Raw genomic sequence first — 12245 nt, forward strand, 5'->3', positions numbered from 1 at the left:
CGGTCAGTCCGCACTCGGACTCCGACACGCGTACAGACGAAGGGAGACCGAATGGGCACTGCGGGATCGGAACCAGTGACCTGCACGGTGGTCCATGCGCCCGGCTCCATGCCGGAGTCGCTCTGGCAGCGCCTCCGGCATGTCGCGGCGGGGACCCACCTGCACGAGCTGCGGCTTGTCGCCGAGGGAGTTCCCACTCCATCCGGTGCCCAGTTGGATCGAGCATTGACCGCCTGGATCATCAGGGAGCACACGGCAGGCGCGGTGGATCGGCCAGGGTGTGGAACTGCTGCCTCGATCGGCTGGACGGCGTTTTTGAACGGGGTGCCGCTTCGAGATCACGAGGCCGAGTCATCCGCCATCCACACCGGCATGACCGTGGTTCTGCACCCCAGGCATCCAGAGGTGCACCGAGAACGCGCCAGACCTTCCGAGCTTCGGCTCTGCATCAGCGACGGCCCGGATTCAGGGAGGATGGTCAAGCTCAGGCGGGGTCTCTACACAGTGGGCCGAGGAACCCCACGCCAGGGCACGGCAGACATCCGCATCAACGACCCTGAGCTGGGACGCGTCCATGCATCGCTCGAGGTGACCGGGAGAAGCACAACGCTGCACCGATCAGGCACGCCCGCTCATATGCTCGAGGCCGAGACGACAGTCAGGATCGGCGGCTCACAGCTGGAACTCGTGTACGGCCCGCCTCCGCCCCGGTCGCACACTCATTGGCCGATACCTCCAGAAACCGTGGATGAGAATCCACCGCAGGGGCGCCATCGCGGCATGATGCTGATGTCACTGGCACCCCTGGCCATCGGAGTTGTGCTCGTCTTCGTCACCGGCATGTGGATCTTTCTGCTCTTCACCGCTGCCTCTGCGCTGGTGGCCCTGGCGGCGCTGATCGATGCGACGCGGCTGAGGCGCAGATTCCGCCGCGCGGTCTCCGCTGCCGGAACTCGGTGGTCCCGACGTCGGGCAGAGGCGCTCTGTTCCCCGGGACGCCGTGTTCGGCTTCTGCGAGCGCGCTCGCGACCTGGCAACCCGGTCGCTTCCGTCCACGGCCGCGGGGCCGCCGTCGTAGCCGTGGGAGAAGCGCTCATGGACGCCGAACTGGAGTGCGCGGCTGACGAGCGCACCTCAGAGACCCTCCGTCACTGTCCTGTTCGCTCGACGGCCTCGATCTCGCTTGCCGCCGGAGAACTGACCACAGTGCGGGGCGCTCACCACGAGGAACTCTGTTCGCTGCGCTGGATCCTTGTGCAGCTGGCACAGAGCTTCGCGTCCGACCCGCCCCAGGTCCTCGTGCTCGGAGCCGGGGGGCAGGACCATGTTCCGTCGGGCCGACACGGTGGGGGTTTCGTCAACCTCGTGGAGCTGCGCGACTCCTTGACGGTCCATGGGACGACGCGGGCGGGTCTCGCCGAGTCCCTTGACTCCGCCTCCATGGACCCTGGGTCCTTGGCTCCGGTGCTCATCAGCACGATGCCAGTGCCTCGCGATCTCACCGCGGCGGCGTGCGCTGCGGGGTGGCATGTCATCACAGTGAACCCTCCAGACGAGCCAGTCTCCGCACTCATCCACAGCGCGGGGCGATCCCAGTCTAGCGGCTGGGAACTGGATCTGCGCCGCCGTGAACTGCGCCGCATCGAAACCGGGGTCTCCCGCGTTCTGGCCTCCGATCTGAGACCAGGTGGTTTGTCTCGTCGCACCCTTGAAGAGCACCTTCGACTAGGTCTGCTCGCGCAGCGTCGATCACAAGCACGGACGGGTCTGCCACGTGCGTTCACTCGTCCCCTTCCATCACCACTGGTGTCTCTGGGGGCACATGAATCGTTGTGGACCCTGATAGGGGCGGGTCCGCAGACAGAGGAGACCCTCGACATCGTCGAGGACGGGCCTCATATCCTCCTCGCAGGGACCTCAGGCTCAGGGAAGTCGGAACTGTTGAAATCCATGATCCTCGGCTGGGCCGCCCGTTATGCTCCGGAGGAGTTGAACTTCATCCTCTTCGATTTCAAGGGTGGCTCCACCTTCCACCGCGTTGCTGAGCTGGAGCACTCCCTGGGACTGGTCACCGACCTGTCGCAGGCACAGGCCGAACGCACCCTTGAAGCGATCCGATCAGAGCTCTCCCGACGGGAGCGACTCTTCCTTGATGCCGCCGCCTCGGATTATCCGGATTACCGTGCGCACCGGCCCGACGACCCCCTCGCGAGGATCCTCGTGATCATCGACGAGTTCCGCATCTTCGCACACGAGCTGCCAGACGCTATGGACGAACTGATGAGGCTAGCGACCCTGGGACGCTCGCTGGGTCTGCACCTGGTGCTCTCCACTCAACGGCCCCAGGGTGTGGTCACGGCCGACATCCGCGCCAACATCGGCACGATCATCAGTCTGCGGCTGCGCAGCGAAGAAGAATCGCGGGAACTCGTGGGCACGACCGAGGCCGCTCATGTGCCCCGCGGCCTGCCCGGACGCGGTGTCATTCGTCGCCCCGGCGAAGAGCCGGTGCCCTTCCAAGGGGTCCAGCTCCAAGACACCTCAGCCGAACTCGCAATCCGGCCTGAGGGTGACCGCAGCGGCCCTCCTGGCGTGTCGAGGGAGACGACTCCGGCGCTGGTCCAGGCCCTGCAGAGACACCTGATCATCCACGGGCGGCGTCGAACTCACACGCCGTTGTGTCCCCCTTTGCCGCTGGTGCTTCCCGCCAGGCTCGAGCACCAGGAGGTGGTGCTCGGTCTCGTCGATGAGCCCGCACACCAAGTCCAACATCCCTTGCACCTGGACGTGCATGAGGGGCAGGCCACCGCCCTCCTGGGGGAACCGGAATCAGGAGGCACCGATGCGCTCCGGGCGCTGACCCGACAGCTGCTGTTGCATCCTCAGGAGGTCCACGTGTACCTCCTTGACGGCGACCACTCCCTCGCGGAGTTTCGCTCGCACCCCAGGGTGGGTTCCTGGCTGACAGACGAGAATCTCGACGAGGTCCTCCACCTGCTGCTCCGGGTGCAGCAGGCAGTCCAGCGGCGCCGCGCCACCGGTGCATCTGAGGACATTCCCCTGGTCATCGTCATCAGTGCTCATGCACGATGGCACGCGGTGGGCCAGCTCTCGGGGGCAGAGGGACTGGAACATCGACTGAGCACCGTGCTGGGCGAGGGCGCTGGACATGGAGTCAGCCTGGTCGTCTCAGGCGGGCGTGAGCTTGCCACCGGCAGACTCGGTTCTCGCATCTCTCGCAAGGTCTATCTCCCCTACGGAGTGCCGGAGGACACCCAGTACCTCTGGCCCAAGCTTCGCGCCACCGATCCGCTCCCTGGACGCGGAGTCCTCCTCGAGGCCAAGGAAGGATCACCGGGAAGAACGGTGCAGCTGGTCAGCGACGTGGAGAGACCACGGTCGCGACGCGCCACGGGGGCACCCGCTCTCGTCCCAGACTCGGAGATGATCCGGGTGTTTTCCCTGCCCGCCTCGCTCCCCATGCCGGCTCCCGCGTCTTCGGCCGTGATCCTCGGACTGACCCAGTTCGCTCATGCGCCAGCGGTCCTGGACGTTGACGGCTGGCAGCTCGGTCTCATCCTCGGCTCCGCGGGGACCGGCAAGACGAATGCCCTCAGAGTGCTCGCGGCGCAGACGCGCTGTCTCCTGTTTGAGAATCTCCGAACCGAGAGGCAGCCCCACAGCCCTGCGGTGGAAACCTCCGAGATACTGTTGATCGACGACGCGGACCGCCTCTCCCCGGAAGAACACGGGCGCGTCGAATCTTGGCTCGGCGCGGGAGGCAGGGCGATCGCGACGGCGCGGCCCAGCTTAAACATCTACACCCGACTTCCCTGGTCGTACCGCGCCCGAGGGGGATCAGCGAACTTCCTGCTCAGCCCGACCACTCGATCTCAGGGTGAAGTATTCGGCGGTCAGACCCCCGTGTTCACCACCACCACCCCTGGACGCGCCGTATGGATCAGACCCGAGGGCACTCAGGTCATCCAGTGGTGGCTGCACTGATGTGCGCTGCCTGCGTCGCACCACCGGCGGTTCCACCGGGTCCTTCCAGCGAGCGTCGAGACACAGGGGCTACCAATGGAACATCGCCGATCTTCATCCCGAACAAGGAGACATCTCGCCATGGACTCACAGTGGAACAACTCCTCAACCCTGCTCTCGGTCGCCGCGATCTCTGCCCTCGCGCTGAGCTCCTGCGCCTCCGAGGACATGGACTCCGAGGAGGATGAGGCACAGCCCGCGGCCACCGTCACCGAGACGGTACAGGCGGAACCCTCCGATGAACCCCCGGCGGACTCCACCGGGGAGGCCACGGCAGAGGCAGACCCCACCGAGGAGGCCACCGGCGCTCCCACCTCCGGCCAGGACGACCCGCTCTACCAGGCAGTCGACGCGGTAACCGAAGAGCACCCGGACGCCGTCGTCCTGGATATGGACGCCGATGGAAGCACCTATGAATTCACGATCTTCGAAGACAGCTCCGAATGGGAGCTGGACGTGGACGGCGAGACCTTCGAGATCTCCAACACTGAGGAGGACGACGTCGACTCCGATGACCAGCGCATGGCTGAATCCGTGGAGATCGACTTCTCCGAGGCCCTGCAGACCGCCGAGGACGAAGGCGACGGGACCCCAGAAGGCGCGGAGCTCGATGAAGAAGACGACACAGTCGTCTGGGAGATTGAACTGGACAACGACACCGACGTCCACGTGGACGTGGCCACAGGCGAGGTGGTCCGCGTGGATGACTGACATAGAATGGGCTGAGCACGAATCAGCATTCTAGGCAGGGAACAGGTGGCGCCTTGACGGCGAGCAGCAGCGGTACCGCGACCGGACAGGATCAGCGAGGCCGCCAGGATCTGACGGGGCACTCGCCCAAGGCCCAGGCGTGGCGCGCGTTCTTCGAGACCTCGGCCATCATCAGTGACCGGATGGAGAAGCGACTGCACTCCAGCACAGGTCTGAGGCTCAGCGACTACAACCTGATGCTGCTGCTCGCCGAGGCCGACTGTGACCAGCTGCGCATGGGTGAGCTAGCTGAAGGCATGGTCTTCTCTCCATCCCGGCTCTCCTACCAGGTCAAGTCGCTGGAGAAGCGTGGCATGATCACCCGGTTCGCTGACCCCGAAGACCGGCGCGGGATGACCGCGAAGCTCACCGAGGAGGGTCGGCGGGTCTTTGAACAGGCCTCGCGGCTGCACGGTCAGCACATCAAGCAGCTCTTCCACCCCGCCCTGGATGACGCTGAAGCACGCACCCTCAAACTCATCTGCGACCAGATCAAAGCCACGGCCACCGCGGAGGACCAGGCTTAGCGGAACACCTCAGGTCAGCGGACCAGCTTCACCTGAACCGAATCGGCACGCTCGCGCAGCAGCTGAACATCGGCCAGTGCCGCCTGCACACTTGCCAGCGCAAGCCGGGCATCGACGTCATCGGCCCCGGGAACCAGCACCACGCCGATGCTCAGCTCAGGGCCACTTCCCCCGCCGAGCACCGAGCGGCCATCCGCTGTAACAGAACTGACGCCGTCGCCGGGCTGGACCTGCAGCTGGGCCACCCCGGGGCACAGATCCAGGATCCCGCCGAGGGCCTCCGCCAGTTCGGGGTCCTGATAGGAGGGCAGCCAGCGGGCGGCCTGGGCCAGCGCCTGGACGGCCGGCCTGCGCAGCACGAAAGTGAAGTCGGCGCCCGGGTCCAGGACCGCAAGTTCAGCACCCTCAGCCAGTGCGGCCAGCATGACGCGTTCGGACTCGGCGGCCACGGGCCGCGCCTGCCCATGCCACGCGGTGAGCGCGTCCACGGAGGTGAACACCGGCATGGTCTGGCGTCCGTCGCGGCTGGTGATGCTGATCAGCGTGATGTCGGCCTGCTTGTCCCCCACCGGGGCGCTGCTCTGACCCGCGTGGGGGTCAGACGGAGAAGCCTCAGCTTCTTCGGCCAGCTCGGCGAGCACCGGGACGAAGAGTCGCTGCCCAGCCAGGGCATTGACGAAACCGGCCTCGTCCAGCTCTCCGGCGAGCAGCCGTTCACGGGCTTCGAGGACCGCCGGGGAAGCTCGGCCGTCGTCGCCGTCGAAGGTGTGCAGCGGATTGCCCGCGCCGGAGAGGTCACGATCCTCCCAGGCCACGCCCGCGGAATCCGCGGGGCGGCCCTGGTCATCGCGAGCCTGACGCTGCAGCAGGGCGGCGATATGACCCGGCAGATCCTTGCCCGAGTCGGCCCGGGAGTCTGCTTCAGAGTTGCCGACGGGGCTTCCTCCGGAGTCTCTGCTGAGGGGGTCTTCCTGGCTCATGCGGAGGCTGCGGCCACCTTCAGCGCATCGGGGAACGCGAACTTTCCGGCGTAGAGCGCCTTGCCCATGATGGCGCCCTCCACGCCGAGGGAGACCATCTTGGCCAGTGCCTCGATGTCGTCCAGGGAGGAGATGCCGCCGGAGGCGACCACGGGCTTCTTGGTCTTGGCGCAGACCTGGGCGAGCAGCTCGGTGTTGGGGCCGCGCAGGGTGCCGTCCTTGGTGACATCGGTGACCACATAGCGCGGGCAGCCGGCGTCCTCCAGGCGCTGCAGGACCTCCCAGATGTTGCCGCCCTCGCGGGTCCAGCCGCGCGCGGCGAGGGTCTCGCCGCGCACATCCAGGCCCACGGCGATCGCGTCACCGTGGCGCTCGATCGCCCGGGCGGTCCATTCCGGGTCCTCCAGGGCGGCGGTGCCCAGGTTCACCCGCGTGGCGCCGAGCTCCAGGGCGCGGTCCAGGGACTCGTCGTCGCGGATGCCGCCGGAGAGTTCGATCTTCACGCCGAGCTCCTTGACCACGCGGGCCATGATGTCGCGGTTGTCGCCGCGGCCGAAGGCGGCGTCGAGGTCCACCAGGTGGATCCATTCGGCGCCCTGCTGCTGCCAGTTCAGTGCGGCTTCCAGCGGGTCGCCGTAGCCGGTCTCTGATCCGGCCTCTCCCTGCACCAGGCGGACGGCCTGACCGTCGGCCACGTCGACGGCGGGCAGGAGCTCCAGCGCGGGAACGGTGGAGGAGGCGGGAGCGTCAGTCATGGATCTTCTTTCGGCTGATGGGTCAGGTGGTCAGGAGGTCCGGTGCAGGGCGCGTCCGTGCCGGTGCGCGCCGAAGACGGTCAGAGGCTGAGGATCCAGTTGCGCAGCAGCTGCATCCCGGCGTCGCCGGACTTCTCGGGGTGGAACTGGGTGGCCGCGAGCGGCCCGTTCTCCACGGCGGCGATGAAGTCCGTGCCGTGGTGGCTCCAGGTCACCTTCGGCGGGTTCATCGATTCGATGCTCTGGTCGAAGTCCCAGGACTGCACGGCGTAGGAGTGCACGAAGTAGAAGCGTTCATCCTTCAGTCCCTCGAAGAGCACGCTGTCTTGCGGAGGGCGCACGGTGTTCCAGCCCATGTGTGGGACCACAGCGTCCTCGGGCAGGGCGGTGACCTCTCCAGGCCACTCCCCCAGGCCGTCTGCGGGGATGCCGTGCTCCACGCCGCGTTCGAACATGACCTGGTGTCCCACGCAGATCCCGAGCACAGGACGCGAGCCGGCGATCCGGCGCCCGATCCAGCGGGGACCGTCGATCTCGCGCAGGGCCGACATCACTGCGGCGAAGGCGCCCACGCCGGGCACCACGAGTCCGGACGCGTTGAGCACGGCATCGGTGTCGCGGGTCAGCGTCACATCCGCGCCGGCGCGCTCGAGCGCTCGGACCGCCGAGTGGATGTTGCCCGAGCCGTAGTCCAGGACGACGACGTCTGGCCTGCCGCTCACAGGGCACCTTTGGTGGAGGGGATCTCGTCGGTGCGCGGGTCGGACTCCACGGCCTGGCGCAGGGCACGGGCGAAGGCCTTGAACTGGGCCTCCACGATGTGGTGCGGGTCGCGACCGCCGAGCAGGGTCATGTGCAGGCAGATCCCGGAGTGGTAGGTGATCGCCTCGAAGACGTGCCGGGTCATGGAGCCGGTGAAGTGTCCCCCGATCAGGTGATACTGCTGGCCCTCGGGCTCGCCGGAGTGCACCAGGTAGGGACGACCGGAGACGTCGACCACCGCCTGTGCCAGCGCCTCGTCCAGCGGGATGGTGGCATCGCCGAAACGGCGAATGCCTCGCTTGTCCCCCAGCGCGGCGCGAAGCACCTCGCCCAGGACGATGGCGGTGTCCTCCACCGTGTGGTGCACATCGATGTGCGTGTCCCCGGAGGCTTCGACGTCCAGGTCGATCAAGGAGTGCTTGGACAGCGCGGTGAGCATGTGGTCATAGAACGGCACGCCGGTGTTGATCGTGGAGGCTCCAGTGCCGTCCAGATCCATCCGGACCTTGACGCTGGACTCGCTGGTGACACGTTCCATCTGGGCGATGCGCCCGGAGATCAGTTCTGCTCCCATAGCTCCTGCTCGGTGGTGGGGGTACGCCGACGTCCTATTCTACGCGGTGGCGCTGGAGGTGAAGCGCTGCAGCGAGGCGAGGAACTCGGTGGTCTCCTCCTCGGTGCCCGCAGTGACCCGCAGGTGCCCGGGGATGCCGACGTCGCGGATGAGGATGCCCTCGTCGAGCAGGTGCTGCCAGGCCGCCTTCTCATCGGTGAGTCCGCCGAAGAACACAAAGTTCGCATCGGAGGGGGCCGGGCGCAGACCCATCTGCTCCAAGGCGGTGACGATGCGGTCGCGCTGTGCCTTGATCCGCTCCACATTGGCCATCAGGGTCGACGAATGGTCCAGCGCCGCGACGGCGGTCGCCTGAGTGACCGCAGAGAGGTGATAGGGCAGGCGGACCAGTCGCATCGCGTCGGTGACCTCAGGGGCGGCGGCGAGGTAGCCCAGCCGTCCTCCCGCCAGCGCGAAGGCCTTGCTCATGGTCCGCGAGACGATGAGCCGCTCCCGTCCGGGCAGCAGGGCCAGGGCGGATCCTGTGCCGGTCTGGCGGAACTCCCCATAGGCCTCGTCCACCACGACCATGGTCTGAGAGTCTTCCCCCGCCGCATAGGCGGCCTCCACGGTCTCCAAGGTCAGCGCCGTGCCGGTGGGATTGTTCGGCGAGCAGAGGATGACGACGTTCGGGCGGTGCTCACGGATCTGGGCGGCCACGTCGTCAGGAGTCTGGATGAAGTCGGCGGCGCGCGTGCCGGGGGTGTATTCGCTGTAGGTGCCCCGGGCGTAGAGCGGGTACATCGAATAGGTCGGAGGAAAGGCCAGGACCGAACGGCCCGGACCGGCGAAGGCCTGCAGGATGTGCTGCATGATCTCGTTGGAGCCGTTGGCGGCCCAGATGTGCTCTGCCGTCAGCTCGGCGGGTTCGCCCTCGGAGGCCAGATCCCGGTTCAGGTAGTCGGCGAGCTTGTCTCGCAGCGTGGAGAACTCACGGTCTGGGTACCTGTTGAGCACGGCTGCGGCGGCACGGACCTCTTTGGCGATGGCATCGACAACATCTTCAGGAACGTCATAGGTGGTCTCGTTGACGTTGAGCATGGCCTTCACGGCGAGCTGCGGAGCTCCGTAGGGCTCTTGGCCCCTGAGCTCCTCACGCAGCGGGAGGCGGGACAGGTTCCTGGACGCGGATGAAGTCACCGCTACATTCTAGTCACGCCCCGGCGGGTGCTCGGTGGTCAGTCGACCGGGACGAAGAGCTCCTGGCCGGGTTCCAGCTGTGAGGAGTCCAGGTCATTGAGCTCAGCGATCTGCCCGATCAGCACCTGGGTGCGCTCCTCGGAGTCCACGGCGTTGGCCACGCTCCAGAGCGTGTCCCCGGCCCCGACGGTGACGACCTGGGCCTCGACGCCGGGCGCCGCGCCCGAGGAGGCCTGCGCCTGGTTCATCAGGGACGTCGCCAGCATCAGCGCTCCCAGCAGCAGGAAGGCCAGGGCGGCGAGGGTGGGGAGACCGAGGAGCAGGAAGCGTCCGCGACGGGTCAGGTGCAGGGCGGAGCCTTCTGCGGAGGGTGAGGCGGAGGCACGGGGTGCGGGGACACGAGGTGCGAGTGCAAGGTGTGCAGTATGCATGGGGAAGAACCTTTCATTCGAACGTGTGTTCTATTTCTAGCACATACTTTCGAAGCTTGGCCAGACTCGCCGCGGAATCAATGGAATATCTCTACGGTTTCGCGTAACCTGAGCGCCAAGTTCGAAGTGATCTTCGATCCGAATCTCACCGTGAACAGTCCATCAGCAGGGTCTGACATGGATGGTGACGCAACCAGGAGGCACCAATGGCGCAAGAGACCAAGGGCACATCCACGGCGCCGCGGCTGACGGATCGGCAGCGCCAGATCGTCGACGTCATCCAGGAGTCCCTCGCGGAGCGGAGCTACCCGCCCTCGATGCGGGAGATCGGTGATGCCTGTGGGCTGGCGTCGCTGTCCTCGGTGACCCACCAGCTGGCCCGCCTGCAGGAGCTCGGCTACATCATGCGGGTGCCCGGCAGGCCGCGTGCGATGGAGGTGCTGCGAGACTCGGCGGGGAGGCTGCTGCTGGATGAACCTGCTGTGGAGCCGGGCTCCGCTGACCGCGACTCGGTCATCGACCTGCAGGGTTATCGGACGCAGTCAGACAGCCGCATCTCGGAGATCCCCGTGGTCGGCCAGATCGCGGCGGGTGGACCGATCCTCGCGGACCAGCAGGTCGAGGACATCATGCCGCTGCCCCGGCAGCTCACCGGCGAGGGCGAGCTCTTCATGCTTCAGGTGCGGGGCGATTCCATGATCGAGGCCGGGATCTTCGAGGGCGACTGGGTCGTGGTGCGGCGCCAGAGCACGGCGGAGAACGGTGACATCGTCGCCGCTCTGCTCGAGGACGAGGCCACGGTGAAGACCCTGAAGCGCCGTGACGGCCACGTCTGGCTGCTTCCGCAGAACCGGCAGTATGAGCCGATTCTCGGCGATGAGTCCACGATCATGGGCAAGGTCGTCACCGTGCTGCGCAGCCTCTGAACCGGCTGAGCACTGCTAGTCCCTGCGGGGCACCACAGCAGGGTCCTCGCCGGTGGGTGAGGGCGGCTCATCACGGAGCTCGCGCTTGGTCATGACCTCCAGGACCCGCGACCACCGGTCCTCAACTGTCTCCTCACTGAGTTCCACAGCGGGCGGAATGTTCCCCTCGGCCAGGTCCCGCAGCGGCCAGATCCCCCGGTGCGGCTCATCATCAGTCGGGCCCCGATCCACGGTGACCGGCAGCCATTCCATGGCGGTGACCGCAGCGCCGTCGTCGTCGACCCCCACGGTCGCGTAGACCACTGTCCCGCTGGCAGTTTCGGCGATGCAGCAGGCCTCGTCCTGATTGGAGAGGAAGTTGCCCATGGACCAGGCCACCCACATGCCCTCGCCCGTCGGACCTCCCTCGAGGTTCTCCACGGGCTGGGGAGTGTGGGAGTGGCTGCCGAACACCGCGTCGATCTCGCCGCCGGCAGCCAGCTGCTCGCCGTAGGTGCGCTGCTCCTCCGTGGGCTGGTGGAGATACTCCCCGCCCCAGTGGACAGAGGCGACGACGACGTCGGCGCCGTCCTCACGCGCCTGGGCCGCCTGCTCGGTGAGGCCCTCGGCAGTGACATCGGCGACCCGCCAGGGCTCGTCCTCCGGAGGCGGGTGTGCCTGATTGTGGATCCTGGTGGTGGCCACATGCGCCACGGTCACCTCTCGTCCGCCGCGCTCGAGGGTGTACAGCTGGGGCTGGGCGGCTTCTGCTTCGATGCGGGCCGTCCCCGCGTGTCCCAGGCCGGCCTCGTCGAGGACGTCGAGCGTGCGCTCCTGCCCGGCCGCTCCCTGGTCGAAGGAATGATTGTTGGCCGTGGAGCAGCCGTCGAAGCCCACGGAGGCGAGATCTGCGGGGAGCTCCGGCGGGGCGGCGAAGACCGGATACCCGACCGGCTCCACACCGTCCGGAGCGATCGGTGACTCCAGTCCACACAGAGCAAGATCAGCGCCGCTGATGAGATCCTCGACTCCGGCCATCAGCGGCGCGAACGTGTAGTCCTCGTCCTCGGCCAGCGCGGCCGCCTCGTCGATGACATTGTCGTGGACGAGCACATCCCCCGTGCCGGCGATGGTGAACTCATCCGCCTGGGGTTCTCGGGTCTCCGCCTGGTCGGTCTCACCGGTCTCGGCCCCACCGGCCCCGTCATGACCACCACTGTCATCACCAGCGCCGTCACCGCAGCCGGACAGGACGAGCGCGGCGGCCAGCCCCACGAGGAGAGCGAGGGATCCTGAGCCTGAGGTGCCTCTCGGTGTGGACATCACCTTCAAGGCTAC

General features: G+C 67.0%; 11 protein-coding genes. 4 read left to right on the plus strand and 7 right to left on the minus strand.

Annotated elements, in window-relative coordinates; genetic code table 11:
- Window positions 1-744 precede the first annotated feature (744 nt).
- The 3 genes from H4W27_RS07240 (at window position 745) to H4W27_RS07250 (ending at window position 5321) form a co-directional block, all read left to right on the plus strand.
- Window positions 745-4005, plus strand: a complete 3261-nt coding sequence (locus tag H4W27_RS07240; protein WP_318782212.1) for an FtsK/SpoIIIE domain-containing protein — start codon at window positions 745-747, stop codon at window positions 4003-4005.
- 120 nt (window positions 4006-4125) lie between these two features.
- Window positions 4126-4755 carry a PepSY domain-containing protein gene (locus tag H4W27_RS07245; protein ID WP_192595331.1) on the plus strand — a complete coding sequence of 210 codons (630 nt, stop codon included), beginning with the start codon at window positions 4126-4128 and terminating at the stop codon, window positions 4753-4755.
- A 53-nt stretch (window positions 4756-4808) separates the two neighbouring features.
- Window positions 4809-5321, plus strand: a complete 513-nt coding sequence (locus H4W27_RS07250) for a MarR family winged helix-turn-helix transcriptional regulator (protein WP_225939040.1) — start codon at window positions 4809-4811, stop codon at window positions 5319-5321.
- 14 nt (window positions 5322-5335) lie between these two features.
- On the opposite strand, the gene H4W27_RS07255 is transcribed toward H4W27_RS07250, so the two are convergent.
- From H4W27_RS07255 to H4W27_RS07280, 6 genes are all read right to left on the minus strand, one after another.
- Window positions 5336-6301, minus strand: a complete 966-nt coding sequence (locus H4W27_RS07255; protein WP_192595332.1) for an SseB family protein — start codon at window positions 6299-6301, stop codon at window positions 5336-5338.
- On the minus strand, window positions 6298-7056 hold the full coding sequence (priA, locus tag H4W27_RS07260; RefSeq protein ID WP_192595333.1) for a bifunctional 1-(5-phosphoribosyl)-5-((5-phosphoribosylamino)methylideneamino)imidazole-4-carboxamide isomerase/phosphoribosylanthranilate isomerase PriA: 759 nt from the start codon (window positions 7054-7056) through the stop codon (window positions 6298-6300). The genes H4W27_RS07255 and priA overlap by 4 nt, the downstream gene beginning before the upstream one ends.
- A gap of 80 nt (window positions 7057-7136) precedes the next feature.
- Window positions 7137-7778: an imidazole glycerol phosphate synthase subunit HisH gene (gene hisH, locus H4W27_RS07265; protein ID WP_192595334.1), complete on the minus strand. Its 642-nt coding sequence runs from the start codon at window positions 7776-7778 to the stop codon at window positions 7137-7139.
- Window positions 7775-8392, minus strand: a complete 618-nt coding sequence (gene hisB / locus H4W27_RS07270) for an imidazoleglycerol-phosphate dehydratase HisB (RefSeq protein ID WP_192595335.1) — start codon at window positions 8390-8392, stop codon at window positions 7775-7777. Before hisB ends, hisH begins: the two co-directional genes overlap by 4 nt.
- A gap of 39 nt (window positions 8393-8431) precedes the next feature.
- Window positions 8432-9571, minus strand: coding sequence for a histidinol-phosphate transaminase (locus H4W27_RS07275; protein ID WP_192595336.1), 1140 nt, complete (start codon window positions 9569-9571; stop codon window positions 8432-8434).
- 38 nt (window positions 9572-9609) lie between these two features.
- Window positions 9610-10002, minus strand: a complete 393-nt coding sequence (locus H4W27_RS07280; RefSeq protein WP_192595337.1) for a LysM peptidoglycan-binding domain-containing protein — start codon at window positions 10000-10002, stop codon at window positions 9610-9612.
- 206 nt (window positions 10003-10208) lie between these two features.
- Here H4W27_RS07280 and lexA point away from each other — a divergent pair, with 206 nt between their 5' ends.
- Window positions 10209-10928, plus strand: coding sequence for a transcriptional repressor LexA (gene lexA, locus H4W27_RS07285; RefSeq protein ID WP_192595338.1), 720 nt, complete (start codon window positions 10209-10211; stop codon window positions 10926-10928).
- A gap of 15 nt (window positions 10929-10943) precedes the next feature.
- Here the strand turns inward: lexA and H4W27_RS07290 are convergent, their stop codons facing one another.
- The gene (locus tag H4W27_RS07290; RefSeq protein WP_192595339.1) at window positions 10944-12230 is read right to left on the minus strand and encodes a CapA family protein; all 1287 of its coding nucleotides are present in this window, start codon (window positions 12228-12230) and stop codon (window positions 10944-10946) included.
- Window positions 12231-12245: the final 15 nt, after the last annotated feature.

The organism is Nesterenkonia lutea, assembly GCF_014873955.1.
In the GTDB taxonomy this organism is placed as follows: Bacteria; Actinomycetota; Actinomycetes; order Actinomycetales; family Micrococcaceae; genus Nesterenkonia; species Nesterenkonia lutea.